Source organism: Saccharothrix violaceirubra, from assembly GCF_014203755.1.
Classification (GTDB): Bacteria; Actinomycetota; Actinomycetes; order Mycobacteriales; family Pseudonocardiaceae; genus Actinosynnema; species Actinosynnema violaceirubrum.
Window position 1 is genome coordinate 3,581,397 of sequence record NZ_JACHJS010000001.1, and the last position, 19,305, is coordinate 3,600,701.

Annotated in this window: 13 protein-coding genes; 6 read left to right on the forward strand and 7 right to left on the reverse strand. The window is 73.8% G+C overall.

The features are described from left to right. From F4559_RS17005 to F4559_RS17015, 3 genes are read right to left on the reverse strand one after another with little or no spacing between them, the layout of a single operon-like run. A complete protein-coding gene (locus tag F4559_RS17005; protein WP_184669883.1) occupies positions 1-1,284 on the reverse strand; it encodes an MFS transporter in 1,284 nt (427 codons plus the stop codon). Between the two features lie 17 nt (positions 1,285-1,301). Beyond that, on the reverse strand, positions 1,302-5,192 hold the full coding sequence (locus tag F4559_RS17010) for a non-ribosomal peptide synthetase (RefSeq protein ID WP_184669885.1): 3,891 nt from the start codon (positions 5,190-5,192) through the stop codon (positions 1,302-1,304). 17 nt (positions 5,193-5,209) lie between these two features. Next, positions 5,210-10,909, reverse strand: a complete 5,700-nt coding sequence (locus tag F4559_RS17015; protein WP_184669887.1) for a non-ribosomal peptide synthetase — start codon at positions 10,907-10,909, stop codon at positions 5,210-5,212. A 227-nt stretch (positions 10,910-11,136) separates the two neighbouring features. Between F4559_RS17015 and F4559_RS17020 the strand changes: the two genes are divergently transcribed. The 6 genes from F4559_RS17020 to F4559_RS36380 all read left to right on the forward strand — a co-directional run bounded on the left by F4559_RS17020 (position 11,137) and on the right by F4559_RS36380 (position 14,093). Further along, on the forward strand, positions 11,137-11,613 hold the full coding sequence (locus F4559_RS17020) for a GNAT family N-acetyltransferase (protein WP_184669889.1): 477 nt from the start codon (positions 11,137-11,139) through the stop codon (positions 11,611-11,613). A 208-nt stretch (positions 11,614-11,821) separates the two neighbouring features. Beyond that, positions 11,822-12,124: an ATP-binding cassette domain-containing protein gene (locus tag F4559_RS17025; RefSeq protein WP_184669891.1), complete on the forward strand. Its 303-nt coding sequence runs from the start codon at positions 11,822-11,824 to the stop codon at positions 12,122-12,124. Next, the gene (locus F4559_RS17030) at positions 12,121-12,582 is read left to right on the forward strand and encodes a hypothetical protein (RefSeq protein WP_184669893.1); all 462 of its coding nucleotides are present in this window, start codon (positions 12,121-12,123) and stop codon (positions 12,580-12,582) included. Before F4559_RS17025 ends, F4559_RS17030 begins: the two co-directional genes overlap by 4 nt. 116 nt (positions 12,583-12,698) lie before the next feature. Next, entirely contained in the window at positions 12,699-13,163 is a 465-nt protein-coding gene (locus F4559_RS36755) for an ATP-binding cassette domain-containing protein (RefSeq protein ID WP_221447260.1), read from the forward strand. Then, positions 13,057-13,284, forward strand: a complete 228-nt coding sequence (locus F4559_RS17040; RefSeq protein WP_184676557.1) for a hypothetical protein — start codon at positions 13,057-13,059, stop codon at positions 13,282-13,284. Before F4559_RS36755 ends, F4559_RS17040 begins: the two co-directional genes overlap by 107 nt. After that, positions 13,281-14,093 (forward strand): NsdA family TPR-like regulatory protein, encoded by an 813-nt coding sequence (locus F4559_RS36380; protein ID WP_184669896.1) that lies wholly within the window; start codon positions 13,281-13,283, stop codon positions 14,091-14,093. The genes F4559_RS17040 and F4559_RS36380 overlap by 4 nt, the downstream gene beginning before the upstream one ends. Before the next feature lie 18 nt (positions 14,094-14,111). Here the strand turns inward: F4559_RS36380 and F4559_RS17050 are convergent, their stop codons facing one another. From F4559_RS17050 to F4559_RS17065, 4 genes are read right to left on the reverse strand one after another with little or no spacing between them, the layout of a single operon-like run. Further along, on the reverse strand, positions 14,112-15,830 hold the full coding sequence (locus F4559_RS17050; protein ID WP_184669898.1) for a dipeptide ABC transporter ATP-binding protein: 1,719 nt from the start codon (positions 15,828-15,830) through the stop codon (positions 14,112-14,114). Beyond that, positions 15,827-16,642, reverse strand: a complete 816-nt coding sequence (locus tag F4559_RS17055) for an ABC transporter permease (protein ID WP_184669900.1) — start codon at positions 16,640-16,642, stop codon at positions 15,827-15,829. Before F4559_RS17055 ends, F4559_RS17050 begins: the two co-directional genes overlap by 4 nt. Positions 16,643-16,647: 5 nt before the next feature. Next, entirely contained in the window at positions 16,648-17,580 is a 933-nt protein-coding gene (locus F4559_RS17060) for an ABC transporter permease (protein WP_184669902.1), read from the reverse strand. After that, positions 17,577-19,232, reverse strand: a complete 1,656-nt coding sequence (locus tag F4559_RS17065; RefSeq protein WP_312865690.1) for an ABC transporter substrate-binding protein — start codon at positions 19,230-19,232, stop codon at positions 17,577-17,579. Before F4559_RS17065 ends, F4559_RS17060 begins: the two co-directional genes overlap by 4 nt. Positions 19,233-19,305 lie beyond the last annotated feature (73 nt).

Consider the following 19,305-nt stretch of genomic DNA (forward strand, 5'->3'; position numbering starts at 1 on the left):
TCAGAGGGTGGGTAGCTCGCGGCCGATCCGGGTCAGCGGCGACAGCGCGAGCACCACGAAACCGAGCATCAACAGGGTCGAGCTGAGGCCGACGGCGGTGCGCAGGGGCAGCGCGGTCGCCAGGAAACCGCCGAGCAGCGCGCCGAGCGGCGACGCGCCCTGGGCGAAGAAGCGCACGGACGCGGCGACGCGGCCGAGCAGGGTGTCGGGCGTGACCGCCTGGCGGATGGTCAGCATGGCCACGTTGTTGGCCGTGCCGAACATGCCGAACAGGAAGTTCAGACCCGCCAGGGCGAGCACGGTGGACCAGCCGTCGCCGTGCAGCAGGAAGACCGGCAGCATCGAGCCGTTGGCCAGGAACGCGGTGATCGCCAACGCCCGGCCGTAGCCGATCCGCCGGGGCAGGCCGTGCGCGAACAGCGAGCCGACGAGCAGGCCCGGCCCCAGACCCGCCAGCACGATGCCGATCTGGCCCGCCGACAGGCCGAGTTCACGCGGCAGGAAGAGCAGGAACGTGGTCTGGAACGCGTAGAAGCCGAAGTTGAACAGGCTGGCCATCAACGCGTTCGCCCGCAGCGCGGGGTTGCCGAACACCACCCGCAGGCCCTCGCCGATGCCCCTCACCGTGGCCTTCACGCCGCGTTCGCCGCGTTCGGGCTTGTCCTCGCGTGCCTTGATCAGCCAGAACGTCCACGCCGACACCAGGTACGCCGCCGCGCTGCCGACCAGCGCGAACGGTGCGGTGAGCAGCTGCACGAGACCGCCGCCCAGGGCCGGTCCGCCGATCTGCGCGGCGGACCGGCTGGTCTCCAGCAGGCTGTTGCCGCCGGACAGCTCCCGGCGGTCGACCAGCGTGGGCAGGTACGCCTGGTACGCGACCTGGAAGAACACCGTCAGGCCGCCGATCAGGAACGCGACCGCGTAGAGCGGTCCGAGCGCGAGCCCACCGAAGGCCGCCAGCACCGGCACGGCCGCGAGCACGACCGCACGGCCGAGGTCGACGGCCAGCAGCACGTCCCGTCGCCGGAGCCGGTCGACCACCACGCCCGCGTACAGCGCGAACAGCACGTACGGCAGTTGCGCCAGGAAGTTGAGCGTGCCGACCTGCCCGGCGGTGGCGTCCAGCGCCAGCACCGCGACCAGCGGCAACGCGAGCGTCGTGACCTGCGTGGCGAACTCCGACGCGGCCTGGCCGATCCAGAGCTTCACGAAATCGGGGTTGCGCCACAGGTCACGCAGCCGTGCCTCGGGCGGCGCGGTGGTGGTGATGTCCTCGGTGGGCATCGTCGCCTCTCCTGAACCTAGTGCGGGATAAGGGTTTCCGGCTCGCGTGCCACGCGGTCGAGCAGCAGCGAGACGAGCCGGGGCACGTGGGGTTGTTCCAACATCGAGTAGTGGTCGCCGGGCGACTCGTCGATCACCAGCACGCCGGGCGCGACGCGGTCGGCCCAGCCGAGGTCGCCGTCGCCGAACAGCTCGGTCTCCGCCCGCACCAGCACGGTCTCGCCGGGGTAGGGCGCGCGCGGCTCGTCGCGGTAGCGCAGCAGCGCGCGGGCGTGCCGCTGGTAGAGCCGCACGAGTCGTTCGATCTCGGCGACGCTGCCCGCGTCGGCCCGGCTCCGGCCACTGGTGTCGGCCAGTTCGAGCACCTTGACCAGCCGCTGCTCGGGCGGCAGGGCACGCAGTTCGTCCTCGGTGATCGGCAACTGGTAGGCGAACGCGCCCAGGATCGCGGCGGCCTCGTCCACGGCATAGCGCGGCGGCACGGGGTCGTTGATGCTCGCGCTGACGATCTGGAGGGAGGCCACCTCCTCGCCCCGCTCGTGCAACTGGCGGGCCATCTCGTAGGTGACCATGCCGCCCATGCACCAGCCGCCCAGGTGGTACGGGCCGACCGGCTGGACCTCGCGGACCGCCTCCAGGTAGAGCGCGGCGATGTCCTCCAGGGTCTCCGGGCGCGGGCCGTCCGGTCCGACGAGGTCGGGTGCCTGGATCGCGTAGAACGGCTGGTCGTCGGGCAGCGCGGCGACCAGGTGCGTGTAGCAGAACACGCTGCCGCCCAGCGGGTGGACGAAGAACAGCGGCGGCCGGTCGCCGGTCTCCTTCAGCTTCACCAGCACCGACGCGGTGGCCTCGCGCGTGCCGTCGACGATCTCGGCGATCGTGCGGACCGTGCCGCCCTCGAACAGCACGGCGACGGGCACGTCCACGCCGGTCTCCTCCTGGACGCGCAGGACCAGGCGCAGCGCCGCGATCGAGTTGCCGCCCAGGTCGAGAAAGCCGTCCGTCACGCCGACCGCGTCCAGGCCGAGGATGTCGCGCCACAGCCCGGCGACGACGTGCTCGGTCGGCGTCGCGGGCGCGACGCTCCCGGTCTCCGCGACCCGTCCCGGGACGGGCAGCGCGCGGCGGTCGAGCTTGCCGTTGGGCGTGACCGGCCACGTGTCGAGCGTGACGAACGTGGCGGGCACCATGTAGGCGGGCAGCGACTTCGCGGCCAGGGCGCGGAGTTCCGCGGTCGACGGCACGTCGGGGCCGGACAGGTACGCCACGAGCCGCACGTCGCCGGGCCGGTCCTCACGCGTGACCACGACGACGCGGGCCACGTCCGGGTGCGCGCCGAGCACGGCCTCGACCTCGCCGGGTTCGATCCGGAACCCGCGCACCTTGACCTGCTGGTCGAGCCGGCCGAGGTAGTCGAGCGTGCCGTCGGGCAGCACGCGGGCCAGGTCGCCGGTCCGGTACAGGCGGGCGCCGGGGGCGCCGTACGGGTCGGGCACGAACCGGTCGGCGGTCAGGCCCGGTTTGCCGTGGTAGCCGTCGGCCAGGCCGACACCGCCGACGAGCAGTTCGCCCGGCACGCCCGGCGGCACGAGCTGTCCGCGTTCGTCGAGGATCCGCACGACCGTGCCCGCGACGGGCCGGCCGATGCGCACCGGACCGGCGCCGACCTTGTCCACAGTGGACCAGATCGTGGTCTCGGTCGGACCGTAGGCGTTCCACACCCGCGGGAACCGGGCGGTCAGCTCGGCCGCGACCTCGGGCGGCAGTGCCTCGCCGCCGGTGATGACGCGCAGGGTCGGGTCGGCGGTCAGCCCCGCCTCGACCAGCAGGCGCCAGCTCGACGGCGTGGCCTGCACGACCGTCGCGCCGGATTCCGCGACCAGCGCGCGCAGGCGCGGGCCGTCCGCGCCGACGTCGGGCGAGAGCAGGAGCTGCCCGCCGGTCAGCAGCGGCAGCCACACCTCGAGGCCCGCGATGTCGAACGACAGCGAGGTGAGCGCGAGCAGCCGGTCGGCCGGGGTGAACGAGAGCGTGTCGCGGAACGACAGCAGCAGGTTGAGCAACGCCCGGTCCGGGATGCGCACGCCCTTGGGCAGGCCCGTCGAACCGGACGTGTAGATCGCGTAGACCAGGTGCCCGGCGATCCGGTCCGGCGGGTCCTCGGTCAGGCCGGCGAGCAGTCCGTCGGTGACCGGCACGACCGTGCGGCCCTCGCCGGCGAGCGTGCCGACCAGGTCGGGATCGGTGAGCAGCACGGGCGCGGCCGAGTCCCGCAGCATGTACGCCAGCCGGTCGGCCGGGTACTCGGGGTCCAGCGGCAGGTACGCACCGCCCGCCTTGAGCACGGCGAGCAGACTGACGACCAGCCTGGTCGACCGGCGCTGGTGGACGCCCACGAACACGTCGCGGCCCACGCCCAGCCGACGCAGGTGTCCGGCCAGCCGGTCCGCGCGGGCGTGCAGCTCGCGGTAGGTCAGGGTCTCGCCGCCGAAGCCCAGGGCGGGCGCGTCCGGGGTCAGCCGGGCCTGTTCCTCCAGGCGGTCGACCACGGAGCCGCCCGGCGGCGTCAGGTCGGCGTCGGCGAGCAGTGCGCGGCGGACGTCCGGCTCAAGAAGGTCCACTGTGGACGATTCGGCGGCCGGGTCGGCGGCGATCGCGGTCAACGCGGCCGTGTAGGCGTGTGCGACGGAGGCGATCGACGCCTCGGTGAACTCGGCGGCGTCGTAGTTGATCCGCAGCCCCACCCGGCCGGTGACCGGGTCGGTGCCGAAGTTCGCGGTGAACGGGAAGTTGGTCTGCTCGAAGAACTCCGCGCCGGTCAACGCGATCGCGTCCAGGTCGAGGTCGGCGTAGGACCGGAAGCTGCGGTGGTCGACGACGGTCTCGAACAGGGCCTCGCGGCCGAGGTCCTCCTGGATCTTGGCGATCGGGTAGCGCCGGTAGGGCAGCGCGTCCGTCTCCTGGGCGTGGATGCGCCGCGCCAGGTCGAGCCACGACCCGGACGCGTCGACCACGAGCGGCAGGGTGTTGAGGAACAACCCGGCCGTGCGGTCGCCGCCCGTGGTCTCGGGCCGGCCGTTGGCGACCCGGCCGGTGACGATCCTCGTGCGGCCGGTGAGCAGGGACAGGACGCGGGCGTGCGCCGCGAACAGCACGGCCTTGACCGGCGTCCCGGCCGTGACGGCGGCGGCGCGCAGCCCCTCGGACACGCTTTCGGGCACGGGCACGTCGAACAGCCGCGACGTGCGGGTGGCGGTGTCGCCGTGCCCGGGTCGGGGCAGCGCGCTGAACGGCGCGTCGTCGACCAGCGTGGTCCAGAACGCGGCGGCGGTCGGGTCGGCGATCGCGGCCTGCTCCAGTGCCACGAACTCACGGAACGCCACCGGGTCCGGCCCCGGTTCGACATCCCGACCACCGAGCGCGGCGTCGTAGCGGGTCAGCAGCTCGGTGGTGAGCAGCGACAGGCTCCAGCCGTCCAGGATCGCGTGGTGGAACGCGAGGTTGAGCAGGAACTCGGCATCGGTCAGGCGCTGGACGTGCACACGCAGCAGCGGGGCCTGGTTGACCGCGAACGGCGTGGCCTTCTCCTGTTCGCGCCACGCCGCCGCGCGGCTTTCGGGTCCGCCGCGCAGGTCCTCGACGGTCACGGGCACGCGTGCCGTCCGGTACACCAGTTGCAGCGGCGTGCTGAACCGCGTGAGGTCGAGGCCCGTGCGCAGGATCTCGTGGCGGCCGACCAGGGCGTCCAGCGCGGTGCGCAGCGCGTCCTCGTCGAACCGGCCGCTCAGCCGCAGGGTCGAGATGTCGTGGTAGGTGGCGGTCTCGCGGTCCAGCGCGCTGTGGAACAGCATGCCGGACTGGAGCAGGGTCAGCGGGTAGGCGTCCTCGATGTCGGGTGTCGATGTCACGGGAGGTCCCCTCCTGGTCAGCCGGTGAGGCGCGCGAGGTCGGCCGGGTCCAGCAGCCCGAAGGCGGCGGTGCGGTCGGTGGTCGGCGCCGGGTGGGAAGTCGTGGTGAGCGAACCCGCGACCGCGGCGAGCGTCCGGCCGCGGAACAGGTCCTGGAGCGTGAGGTCGAGGCCGTGGTCGCGGGCGAGCCCGACGACGCGCACGGCGTGCAGCGAATCGCCGCCGACGGCGAAGAAGTCGTCGTCCCGGCCGACACCGGGCAGGTCGAGCACCTGCCGCCACAGGTCGGCCAGGACGGTCTCGGTGCCCGCGCGCGGCGGTTCGCCGCCGGTGGCGCGCACGGGTGCGGGCAGTGCGGCGCGGTCGACCTTGCCGCTGGGGCTCAGCGGCAAGGCGTCCAGCGGCACGATCACCGCCGGCACGAGGTGGTCGGGCAGGTCGCGGGCGAGGGCGGCGCGCAACGCCGCCGGGTCGTGCGCGGCGGGCGTGACGTAGCCGACGAGCCGGCGGTCGCCGGGCCGGTCCTCGCGGACCACGGCCACGGCGTGCGCCACGCCGGGCAACGCGCCCAGAGCGGCGGCGACCTCGCCGAGTTCGATCCGGAACCCGCGCAGTTTCACCTGGTCGTCGGTGCGGCCCAGGTACTCCAGCACGCCGTCGGCCCGCCACCGGGCGAGGTCGCCCGTGCGGTACAGGCGGTCACCGGGCACGCCGTACGGGTCGGGCACGAACCGGTCGGCGGTCAGGCCTGGCCGGCCGCCGTAGCCGCGTGCCACCTGGACGCCGCCCAGGTACAGCTCCCCCGCGACGCCGACCGGCAGCACCCGGTACCGGTCGTCGAGCACGTACACCCGGGTGTTGGCCACGGGACGGCCGATGGGCACCGTGCGCTCGGCCGGGTCGGCGCGGTACGCGGTCACGTCCACGGCCGCCTCGGTCGGCCCGTACAGGTTCTCCAGCCGCACGCCGGGGAACGCGTCCGCGAACCGGTGGACCGTCTCCGGCGGCAGCGCCTCACCGCTGCACACCACCAGTCGCAGGCTCGCGGCCGTGCCGCCCGCCGCCAGGAAGGTGGCGAGCAGGGGCGGCACGAAGTGCGTGATCGTGACGCCCGCCCGGGAGATCACGTCCGACAGGTAGGCCGGGTCGCGGTGGCCGCCGGGTTCGGCGATCACCAGCACGGCGCCGGTGACCAGCGGCAGGAACAGCTCCCACACGGAGACGTCGAAGCTGGTCGGCGTCTTCTGGAGGATCCGGTCGGCCGCGGTAACCGCGTGGTCGTCGCGCATCCAGCGCAGCCGGTTCACGATCGACCGGTGCGCGACCTGCACGCCCTTGGGACGGCCGGTGGAACCGGACGTGTAGATCACGTAGGCGAGGTGGTCCGGCCCGGTGCCCGGGTCCCCGGTGAGCACCGGGTCGGGCACGTCCACCGGCACGGTCGGGACGTCGGCGGCGAAGTCGCCGATCAGCACCCGCGCGCCGGAGTCGGCGAGCATGTACCGCAGGCGGTCGACCGGGTAGTCCGGGTCGAGCGGCAGGTACGCGCCACCCGCCTTGAGCACGGCCAGCAGCGCGACGATCAGCTCCGGCGACCGGTGCAGGTGGACGGCCACGACCACGTCCGGGCCGACGCCGTGCGCGCGCAGGGCCGTGGCCAGTCGACCGGCCCGGGTGTGCAGGTCGGCGTAGGAGATCTCCTCGCCACGCCACCACAGCGCGGTCCCGGCGTGTTCGGTCAGCAGGTCGCGCAACGTCGCGTCGTCGGCGGGCAGCGTGGTGTCGTTCCAGGTCTCCAGCACGGCACGGCGTTCGGCGGGCGTGATCGGGTCGAGGTCGTCGACGCGCGTGCCGGGGTCCTCGGCGACGAGCGCGAGCACGGTCGCGTAGTGGTCGGCGAACCGGGCGGCCGTGGCGGCGTCGAACAGGTCGGTGTCGTAGTCGAGCCGGCCTTCGAGCGCGGTGCCGGTGTCGGTGATCCGCAGGGCGAGGTCGGCCTGGGCGGTGGCCTCGTCCGTGTAGCGCAGCCCGAGCGTGAGGCCGGGCACGGCGGGCGGGTCGAGCGGCGTGTTCTGGAGCGCGAACAGGACCTGGGCCAACGGGGTGCGCGAGAGGTCCCGGTCGGGGTCCAGCCGGGTGACGAGCCGACCGAACGGGACCTCCTGGTGGGCCAGGTCGTCGGCGATCTCCCGGTGGACCCGGCGCACCGCGTCGCCGAACGCCGCGTCGGGGTCGAGGGTCACCCGCAGCACGAGCGTGTTGAGGAACGGACCGATCACGTCCTCGAACTCGGGCCGGGCGCGGTTGGCGACCGGAGCCGCCACGAGCAGGTCCCGGCGTCCCGACCACCGGGCGAGGACCACGGCGTAGGCGGTGATCAGGACGGTGAAGAGCGTGACGTCGTGCGTGCGGGCCAGCTCGTGCAGGCGCTCGGCGGGCACGGTCAGGCGGTGCCGGGCGCCGCGGGCGCGACGGACGGCCGGGCGCGGCCGGTCGGTGGGCAGGTCGAGCACGGTCGGCGCGCCCGCGAGCCGGTCCGCCCACCGGTCGAGCGGCGGCCCGGTGTCCACTTCGGACTTCTCCCAGGCGGTGAAGTCCGCGAACGCGAGCGGTTCGGGCTTGCCGCGACCGATGTAGGCGTCGGCGAGGTCGGTCAGCAGGACGCCGATGGACCAGCCGTCGAACACGATGTGGTGGACGACGACGGCGAGGAGGTGTTCGTCGTCGGCGATGCGGAGCAGCCGCGCGCGTAACAGCGGCGCCCGCGTGAGGTCGAACGGCTCGCGGACGACCTCGGCGAGGTGCCGGTCGACCTCGTCCGGGGTGGTGCGCAGGTCGTGGCGGGTGAACGGGACGCGGACGTCCGCGACGACGACCTGGGTCGGCGTCGGGCCGGCGGGGAACGCGGTGCGCAGCACCGGGTGGCGGTCGACCACGGCCTGGAGCGCCCGTTCCAGGAGATCCGGGTCGAGGTCGCCGCGCAGGTGGACGACCGGCGCCATGTGGTAGGCGGTGGACGCCGGGTCCAGGCGCTGCTCGAACCAGAGGCGTTCCTGGGTGGCGGACAGCGCGTCGGTGGCGGCGCGGGCGATCGCGCGGACTTCGTGGGCGGGCGCCAACGCCGCCTGCGCCCGGACCGTGCGGTGTTCGAAGAGGCTGCCCAGGTCCACGCCGAGCGCGGCCCGCAGCCGGCCCAGGAGCAGGGAGTGGCCGCCCAGCGCGAAGAAGTCGTCGTCGAGCCCGACCCGCTCGACGCCGAGGACCTCCTGCCAGAGCCGGGCGACCCGCAGCTCGGCCGGGGTGGTGGGCGCGACGTGGGTGCCGCCGGCGGCGGGTTCGGGCAGCGCGGCCCGGTCGATCTTGCCGCGCGGGGTGAGCGGGAACTCGTCGAGCACGACGACCGCCGGGACGGCGTAGTCGGGCAACACCCGCGCGAGGTGGTCGCGCACCTGCTCGGCGTCGAGTGCGCGGTCGGCGGTGATCCAGGCGACGAGCCGGTCCGGACGTGCGGCCACGTGGGCACCGGTGACGTCCGGCACGGCCAGCAGGACACCCTCCACCTCGGTCGGCGAGAGGCGGTGACCCCGGATCTTGACCTGGTCGTCGGACCGGCCGGCGAGGTCGATCGAGCCGTCCGGGCGGACGCGGCCCAGGTCGCCGGTGCGGTAGTGGCCGTCGCCGAAGCCGCCGGTACCGCGTCCGTCGACGTAGCGGGCGAGCCGGTGGCCGTGCACCACGACCTCGCCCAGTTCGCCGACGGCGGCCGGGCGGCCGGCGGTGTCCACGACGCGGACGGCGAGCCCGCCGAAGCCGGGCCCGATCGGGGCGACGCCGGCCGCGCTCGTCGTGACGTCCACAATGGACACTGCCTGCGGGGTCTCGGTGGTGCCGTAGAGGTTGAGGTGCCGGGCGGCCGGCGCCAGGGCGGCCCACCGGCGGGCGACCGGGGTGCGCAGCGGCTCGCCGCCGAAGCCGAGCACGCGCAGTCGCGGGTACTCGACGCCGACGCGGGCGACCGCCGCTGCCAGGCCGGGCGTGATGTGCACGAGCGTGGCCGTGCGCAGCCACTCCGCGAGGCGTTCGGTGTCGCGGATGTCGAAGTCGGGGAAGACGGTCGTGCCACCCGCCCACAGCGGTGCGAAGAGGTCGCGCAGGAACGGGTCGTGGCCGAGTCCGGACAGGACCGTGCCGCGGGTGTCCGGGCCGAGCCCGAACTCCCTGGTGTAGTGGTGGAGGAAGTGGTCCAGCGGGCCGCCCGTCCCGGCGACGACGCGCGGGACGCCGGTGGTGCCGGACGTGAACGTCAGGTAGGCGGTGCGGTCCGGGTCGTACGGCACGTCGACCGGTTCGGCGGTTTCGGCGGCGTGGAGGCCGACCAGGCGCAGCACGGGCTCGGTGCCGAAGGGCGCCGCGCGGCCCGGTGCGGCGTCGATCCACGTGGTGAGGCCGGCGGATCGGGCCAGTCCGGCGTTGCGCTCGACGGGGTGCGCGGCGTCGAGGACGGCGAACGCGGCTCCCGCCCGCAGGATGCCGAGGATCGCGGGCAGGAGCACCGGTAAGCGGGCCGCGTGGAGCGCGACCACGTCGCCCTCGACCACACCGGCCGCCGCGAGTCGACCCGCGATGGCACCGGCCTGACCCGTGATCTCCGCGTAGGTCCAGTGGAACGCGCCCCACTCGACGGCGGTCCGGCCGGGGTCGTGGCCCGCGATCCGGTCGAGCAGTGTCGGGACGCCGACGGGCGGACGGGCGGGACGCGGGTCGGCGCCGACCGGGGTGGTCGGCGGATTGTCGTCCTCGGCAGGGGTGTCCGGGCCAGGAACGTCGACCGGCCGGGTCGAGGTGGCCGGGGTGGGCGGCCGACCGTCGTGCCCGACGGAGACCGGCGGGCCGGGCGCGTCGACCGGCCGGGTGTGCGCGGCCGGGGTGCCGGTGTGCAGCGGGTACGCGTCGACCGGGCGGTCCGGGTCGGCCAGGACCTGCTCGAGCAGCAGCCGGTACTGGGCCAGGAAGTCCGTCGCGCGTTCACCGGTGATCCGCACCGAGTGGTCGAGGTCGGCGGTCCCGCGATCGGGTCGGACGCGCAGGACCAGGTCGTGCGGGCTGTCGGGCGGTGGTGCGTCCAGCGGGACGGCGGCGTGGCCGAACAGCGTGGTCGGCGACTCGGTCACGACGAAGCGGGTTCTCGCGGCGGCAAGCGGGAAGCGGTCGTGGCGCACGCTTCCGACGACGTCGCGGAACGTTCCCGTCAGGTCGACCACCGCGGCCTCGTCGTCGACCGCGACGGCGAACCGCCGCGGGCCCGCGTGCCGGCCCAGCACCACGCCGAACGCGGCCAGCAGCACCGCCGGGTCGGTCGCGCCCGCCGGCAGGACGCCGCGGACCCGGTTCTTGCGCTCGTCGGCCACGGCCGGTCGCGGCAGGTCCGCGGGCGGGTCGAGGAGCGGGAGCGGGTCGTCGGGCAGGTAGCGGCGCGAGGCGTCGCGCAAGGTCGGCACGGTGCCCGCGAGGACGGTGGCGTCGTCCGCGATCCGCACGGCGACCAGCGCGTCGCCGGCGGTCCGGAGCGCACGGCGGGCGATGTCGAGCGCGGCGGCCTCCGGGTCGGCGGCGGACCGCGTGTCCCGTGCCACGAGCGTGCCGACGGCGTGGCGCAGGCGGTCGAGGTCGAGCGCGCCCCCGATCAGGAGGCGCGACGATTCGGATTCGGAAGACATGACTCCCCCAGTGGGCGATCGCCCGGATTTCCCCAGGTGTCCGGTTCGGGACCCGATAATGAACCTACACAGCCCCGGAACCCCGCTCTCATGATCCGGAACCCGTCCGATCACGGCCTTGCCGAATCGTGTTCCGATGCGCTAGGCGTCGAATACTCCGGTTGACACCACCGACACCCGCTGCTCCACTGAAATGACGCCGCCCTTTTTCGAACAGGGAGAAAATAATGACGGCGATACATCAACCCACCACCGTCGCGCACGTCGTCGCGGTCACCGATCCGCGGGCCGAACCACTGTTGCGCGAACTGGCCTTCGAGTACCTGACCAGGTACGGCACCGCCGACGAGCTGACCGGGACCGACGACGCCGAGTTCACCGCACCGAACGGCGCACTCGTCCTGCTGGAAGTGGATCAGGAAGTGGTGGCGGGCGGCGGATTCCGCCGACTCGACGAGGACACCGCCGAACTCAAACGCGTCTGGACGCACTCGGCACACCGCCGTCGCGGCCATGCCCGACAAGTACTCGGCGAACTGGAGGAACTCGCCCGCGAACGCGGATACTCCCGCCTGCACCTGACCACCGGTCCCCGCCAGCCCGAAGCGAACGCGTTGTACCTCACTTCGGGTTTCCGGGCGTTGTTCGACGTCACCGCCGATGCGGAGAAGATCGGGGTGTTACGTTTCGAAAAACAGCTCTGACTATTCCCCCGACACCGAAGAGGATTCCTGGGGCAGTCCCGGGACGCCACGACGGACACGGGCAGGCCGTCGTCGAGCGGTCCGGTGGCGGACGCGCATCCGCACCCCGGTTGCGCCACCGGGCGAAGCCCGGCCCGGTCTCCGCGCGGAACGCGCGCCGGATCGTCGCCTCGCTCACGAACAGCTCGGCTGCCCAGTCACCGAGGAGGTGGGCCGGGTCGTCGACCTGCCGGGGTTCGCGGACCTGCCCTGGGACCGACCGGTGGGCGAAGGCGGCAGTGAACTGTCGGGCGGGCAGCGGCAACGGGTGGCGTCGGCCCGTGCCCTCGTGGCGGACCGGGACGTGCTCGTGCTGCACGACCCCCCGACGTCCGGCGACTCCGTCACCGAGGCGGCGCCGGCCCGTGCCGTCCGGCGGCTCCGGCACGGTCGCACCACGCTGCTGCTGTGCTCGTCACCGGCCCTGCTCGCGGTGGCCGACCGCGTCGTGGCCGTGGAGGACCGCACGTGACCAGCAGGCCCCGCGCCGCGACGCCGTCCCACGACCGCGAACGACCGCATGTGACGACCCTGCTCCACGTCGCGGCGGCCACGGCGGCACTCGCACCGCCGCTGGTGTTCGGGCGGCTCGCCGGGTCGTCCGGCGGCCACGTACTCGGCCTGGGGGCGGTGCTCGCCGGCGCGGTCGTGGCCGGGGCGCTCGTGACGAGCCTGGCCGGCGCGGGACCGGCGACGCTGGACTGGTGGTTCCTGCTCGCGTTCGCCGTGGTCCTGCCCGTCCAGATCCCGGCCGTGCGCCGCTACCTGCGCGACGCGCCGGAGGCGTACCGGTCCGAGCGCACGGCGTCCGCCCGGCGGGCCCGACTGCTGCTGGAATCGCCGACCGGCACGCCGACCGGATCGCCGACGCGTCGTGGGAGGCCGTGCGCTGGACGATGCGCGCCCAGAGCGTGCAGAACCGGTTCGTGACCTGGCTGTCGACGGCCGAGTGCGCGGGGGGCGGCGGTGCTCGTGGCGGGCTTCGTCGTGGTCGGGTCCGGTGCGGGCACGATCGGCGCGGCCACGGCGGCGGTGCCGCTGAGCCGATGCGGACCACCGGGGCAGACGCAGCGGCGGACGCGGTGGTCCGGGGGACCGGCGTGTCCTTCCGCTACGACGACCGCCCGGTGCCGCACGACGTCGACCTCGCGACAGCGCCGGGCGAGCACGTCGCGCTGGTGGGCGCGTCCGGCGCCGGGAAGAGCACCCTGGCCGCCCTGCTGACCGGCGCCTACCCGCCCGACACCGGCACGGTCGCGCACCGGACCCCGCCCGCCGGCCGGCGACCCGGCGGCGGGACTGGCCGTCGTCGGCACGAGCCGGGTCGCCGACCTGCCGCAGGGCCTGGACACCCGGCTCGGACCGCGGGCCCACACCCTGACGCCGGGCCAGGCCCGGCACCTGGTGCCGGCCCGGTTGGTCGTGGCCGACCCGGACCTGGCCGTGCTGGACGAACCGGCCGCCGACGAGAGCCTGGACGTCGCGCTCGCCGCGGCGATCGAGGGCCGTGATCGTCGCCCACCCGGCTCGGCGCGGCCCGCGGCGGCGGGCCGGATCGCCGAGGTCGGCCGGCGTGTACGCGGACCTGTGGCGTGGGTGGGAGGCCGCGCCACCGCGATACTGGACCGGTGACAGATCCGGTCGGGATTCGTGCGGTGTCACGGGAACTCATCGCGGCGGACGGGCGACTCGGCGCGCGGAACGTCGTCGACCGGGCCGTGCGGGCGGCGTGGTCGGCGGGTCCGCCGACGGCGGACCGCGAGCGGTGCGCGGCCCTGGCGGAACTGTTCGAGGTCGCCGGGTGGATCGCCTACGACGCCGAACGCCAGGACGACGCGGCCCGGCTCGACGACCGGGCGTTGGTGCTGGCGCGGCTCGCCGGCGACCGGGCGATGGAGAACCTGGTCAAGCTGAACATGAGCCTGCGGGCCGCCCACGTCGGGCGGTACGGCGACGCCGTGGCGTTGGCCCGGTCGGTCGTCGGCGGTGGTTCCCGGGTGCGGACGTTGTGCCTGATCCGCGAGGCGCGGGCGCATTCGAAAGCCGGCAGCGAGGCAGCGGTCGGGTTGATGCGCGGGGCACGGGCGCACTTCCTCGACGGTCCCGGCGCGCGCGAGCCGGACTGGGCGTGGTGGATCGACGACCTCGAACTCGACGGCCACCACGCCGGTGCGCTGCTCGACCTCGGCCGACCCGGTGCGGCACTGCCGCTGCTGCACCGGGTGGTCGAGGCGATGGGCGGCACGGACCAGCCGAACTACCGGGTGATCTGGCAGGTCCGCCTGGTCGAGGCGCTGCTCGCCGTGGGCGACCGGGCCGAGGCCGAGGCGGTGCTGGAACGACTCCCCGCCATCGGATCGGCCCGTGCGCTGCGGTCGCTGCGCTCGCTGCTCGGCGCGGGTGCCTACCGGGAGGTCGTTTCGCGGAACCCGGTGACGTGACCGCGTTCCCGTCGGGGATCAGATCCGTGCGGTCGTGGGCAGAGCCGCGAGGAGTTCGCGGGTGTAGGGGTGTCGTGGGTGGTCGAACAGGTCGTCCACCGGACCCGACTCGACGATCGCACCGTCCTTCATCACGGCCACGCGGTCGCTCACGTGCCGCACCACGGCCAAGTCGTGCGAGATGAACAGCATCGCCGTGCCGGTCTCGTGCCGCAGGTCCCGCAGCAGGTCGAGGATCTGCGCCTGGATCGACACGTCCAACGCCGACACCGGTTCGTCGCAGACCAGCACGTCGGGGCCCGTCGCCAGGGCACGGGCGATGGACACGCGTTGGCGTTGGCCGCCGGACAGCTCCCGGGGACGGCGGCGCAGCAGGGACTTCGGGAGCCCGACCTGGTCGAGCAGTTCCGCCACGCGGGCACGTCCGTCGCGGGGCAGGGCTTCGGCGATCAGGCGTTCCACCGTGTAGCGGGGGTCGAACGAGCCGAGCGGGTCCTGGTGGACGGTCTGGATCGCGCGGCGACGGGGTCTGCGTGCGCGTTCGGACAGGGAACTCCACGCCTGGTCCTGGAAGCGGACCTCGCCCGCGTCCGGCGCGACCAGGCCCAGGGCGATGCGGGCGGCGGTCGTCTTGCCCGACCCCGACTCGCCGACCAGGCCCAGCGTCTCGCCGCGGTGGAGCGTGAACGACACGTCCTTCACCGCGTCGTACCACGTGCGGTCGGGCGCGCGGAAGCGCTTCGAGATGCCGACGGCCTCCAGCAGCGGTTCCCCGATCACCGGGGCGACGACGTCCGACGACACGGTCGTGGTCACCGCCGGCGCCGGATGCCAACACCGCACCGACAGGTCGGGCAGCGAGGTCCGGCAACGGTCGTCGGCGCGGACGCAGCGGGAGGCGTAGGGACAGCCGACGGCGGTGGCCTCGGGACCCTCGAAAGGCACGGCCGACAGCCGCGAGCCCCGAGGCCGGGTGCCCGGCACGGCCGCGATCAGGGCCTGCGTGTACGGGTGGCGCGGGTCGGGCAGCACCTCGTCGGCAGGTCCGTGCTCGACGACCACTCCCCCGTACATCACGGCCACCCGGTCGGCGATCCCGGCGACCACGGACAGGTCGTGGCTGATCAGCAGCAGCGCGGTGCCCTCGTCCTTCAAGCCGCGCAACAGGTCCAGCACCTGGGCCTGCACGGTGACGTCCAACGCCGTGGTCGGCTCGTCGGCGATCAGCAGGCGCGGCCGGGCGGCCAGCGCCGACGCGATCAGGGCGCGCTGGCGCAGACCGCCGGAGAGCTGGTGCGGGTGCTGCCGCGCCCGGCGTTCCGGCTCGGGCACGCCGACGTCCGCGAGCAGCGACCGCACCCGCTCGGGACGTGCGGACCGGTCCACCACGCCGTGCACGCGCAGCGCCTCGCCGATCTCGGCGCCCACCGTCCGCAACGGGTCCAGCGACACCAGCGCGTCCTGGAGGACCAGGCCGATCTCCCGGCCGCGCACCCGTCGCCAGCCGGACTCGCGCAAGCCTGTCAGGTCGCGGCCGTCGAACGTCAGCGCGCGGGCGCCGACCGTCGCGGTGTCGCCCGCCAGGCCGACCAGGGAGCGGGCCGTGACGCTCTTGCCCGACCCCGACTCGCCCACGATGGCCAGACACTGGCCCGCGTCCAGCGTGAACGACACGTCGCGGACCGCGCGCACGCCGGGGAACGAGACGTCGAGACCGTCGACCACGAGCAGGCTCATGCGGGGGTCCTCCTGGTGAACGCGGCCTGGAGCCGGCGGCCGACGACGTTGACCGACACCACGGCCAGGGTGATCGCGGCACCGGGGAACACGGCGGTCCACCAGGCCACGGCGAGGAACTTGCGCCCCGACGACAGCATCGCGCCCCACTCGGGCGCGGGCGGTCGGGCGCCCAGCCCCAGGAAGCTCAGGCCGGACACCGCGATGATCGCGGTGCCGAAGCCGACCGTGCCGAGCACCAACAGCGGCCCGAGCGCGTTCGGCAGCACGTGCCGGGCGATCAGCACCGGACGCGGCAGGCCCAGGCCGACGGCCGCCTCCACGTACCCGGACCGCCGCACGACCAGCGCCTCGGCCCGCACCATGCGGGCGTAGCCCGGTATCAGCGCGACCGCGATCGCGATCATGGTGTTGCCGGTGCCCGCGCCGAGCACGGCGATCACCAGCAGCGCCAGCATGAGTTCGGGCAGCGACAGCAGGATGTCGGCCAGTCGCATGAGGACCGAGTCGGCGACGTTTCCGCCCAGCGCGGCCGTGATGCCGATCAGCGATCCGGCCGTCAACGCGATCAGGATCGCGCCCAGGCCGACCGACAGCGACGGGCGGGCACCGTGGACCACGCGTGCGAACACGTCGCGCCCGAGTTCGTCGGTGCCGAACCAGTGCGTGCCGTCGGGCGCCAGCAGCGCGTTGACCGGGTCGGCCTCCAGCGGCGCGGCCGAGGTGAACCAGCCGGGCGCGACGGCGGCCAGCACGAGCAGCACCACGACGGCGCCGCCCGCCCAGACGCCCACGCGGGGGAACCTGCGCACGCGGGTCACCTCGTCCGCAATCGGGGGTCGATCGCCAGGTAGAGCAGGTCGACCAGGGTGGAGATCACGACGAACACCAGCGCCGACAGCAGCACCAGGCCGACGACCAGCGGCATGTCCTTGTTGGTCACGGCCTGCAACGTCAGCGCGCCGATGCCGGGTCGGCCGAAGACCGCCTCGACGAGCACGGCGCCGCCGAGCAGGGACCCGGTGAGCCAGCCGGTCAGCGTCACGAGCGGGATGGCGGCGTGGCGCAACGCGTGCCGGACGCGCACCGCCGTGCGGCTCAGGCCACGCGCGCGGGCGGTCACCGCGAACGGTTCGGCCAACGCGGCTTCCAGGCCCTCGCGCAGCACCTGCGAGAGCACCCCGGCGACGGGCAGCGCCAGCGTCAGGGCGGGCAGGACCAGAGCCGGGAAGTCCTCTGCGCCGGTGACCGGGAACCAGCCCAGCGAGAAGGAGAACACCGACAGCAGGAGGATGCCGACCCAGTACGGCGGGCTGGACACCGCGAGCAGTTCCCAGCCGGACACCGCTTTGGCGATCCGGCCGCGGCCGGCCGTGGCGACGGCCGAACCGACCGCGATGGCCACGGCCAGTACCAGTGCGGCCAGCGCCAGCTCGACCGTGGGGCCGAGCTGTTCGCCGATCAGCTCGTCGACACCGCGTTGTAGCTGGTAGGACCGGCCGAGGTCGCCCGTCGCCAGCCGGCCCAGGTAGTGCAGGAACCGCAGGACCACGGGCTCGTCGAGCCCGTAGTCGGCGCGGATCGCCGCCTGCACCTGGGCGGACGCCTGCGTGGCCGGACCGAGGATGATGGCGACCGGGTCGCCCGGGATCAGGTGCAGGGCGGCGAACGCGAGCCCGGCCGCGCCCAACAGGACGGCGAGCGCGGCCAGGGCCCGGTTCGCGGCTCCGCGCAGGAGCGTGCGGATCACTTCTTGTCGAGCCACACGTCGTAGAAGGACAGCCGGGAGTCCCGCGTGTAGGCCAGGCCGTGCACGGACTTGCCCACCGCGGCCGAGTTGACCGGCGTGTACACCGGGATGACCAGGGCCAGGTCGGTCACGGCCCGCTGCTGGACCTTGCCGTACGCGGTCGCGCGGGCGGCCGGGTCGGCGGTGGTGCGGCCGGTCTCGGTGAGCTTGTCCAGCTCGTCGTCCTTGGTGAACGTGGCGTTCTGGCCGCCCTTGCCCGGCTGGCTGGCGCTGTTGAAGAACAGCCACAGCACGTCGGGCTCGAACCGGTTCCAGCTGTAGTCGGTGAAGTCGGTCTGGCCGCCGTACACCTGCTTGATGTAGGTGCCGATGTCGGGCTGGTCGCGGACGACCTCGACGCCGATCTTCTTCAGGTCCGCCTGGATGGCCTGGCCGAGCACGTCGCGCTGTTCGCGCAGGTACGGCGGCGGCATGACGGGCCACTTGACGACGAGCCGGGCACCGTTCTTCGTGCGGTAGCCGTCGGCGTCCTTCGTGGTCCAGCCGGCCTGGTCGAGCAGCTTGTCCGCCTCGGCCTGGTCGTAGGGCCACGAGTTCTCGAGCTTGGACTCGTAGCCGGTGGTGGAGGGCGAGAGCGGCGACCACGCCCGCTTGTACTGTCCGAAGTAGACGGTCTTGACGGCCTGGTCGATGTTGATGCCGCGCTGCACGGCCTTGCGCACCACCGGGTCGTCGAAAGGCGCCTTGGACGCGTTGAGGTAGATGTTGTAGTTGCCGCCCGGAACGTCGCTCTTGAGCAGGGTGACGTCCTTGTTGGCCTCCAACGCCTTCGCGTCCACCGGAGCGACGGCACGGGCCACGTGCACCTGGCCGCTGGTCAGCGCGCCGACGCGGACCGAGTCCTCGGACAGGAACCGGACGGTCAGCTTGTCCAGGTAGGCCGGGCCGGTGTGCGCGGCACCCTCCGGACCCCAGTTGTAATCGGGGTTCTTCGTGAGGACGAGGTTCTGCCCCTTGGTGTAGCCGGTGAACGCGAACGGACCGGTGCCCACGGCGACCGGACCGCCGCCGCCGAGCTTGTCGGCGTTCTCGGCCAGGGTCTTCGGCGAGTAGAACCCGAGGTACGGGGTGCTCGCACCCTGGAGGAACGGTGCGAACGGCGTCGTGAAGGAGACCTTCACCGTGCGCGGGTCGACGACCTCGGTGCCCGCGTACGGGCCGAGCAGGCTCGCCGCGAGCTGGGACTTGGTGGCGGGGTTGGCGATCCGGTCGAAGTTGGTCTTCACCGCGGCGGCGTCGAACGGGGTGCCGTCGGTGAACTTCACGTTGTCGCGCAGGTGGAACGTGTACGACTTCAGGTTCGGGGCGACCTCCCAGGAGGTGGCCAGCCACGGCTTGAACCGGCCCTCGGCGTCGATCGAGACCAGGGAGTCGAACACGTGGCGCAGGATCTCGCCGGTGACGTCCTGGGGGCTGACGTGCACGTCGAACGAGACCGGCTCGCTGTCGACGGCGACCGTCAGCTCGCCGCCCGGGACCGGGCTGGTCGCCGACGTGGTCGGGCCCGCGCTCGTCCCGCCGCCGCAGGCGGTCAGGACGAGCGCGAGACCGCTCACCAGGGCGGCGGCCCGCAGCGGGAGGGACGGGGACACTACGGCTCTTCGCCTGCGCATGGTCGGGGGCTCCACGGGGTCGGTTTGCCTTGCGGCACAACGGTTTCGACGC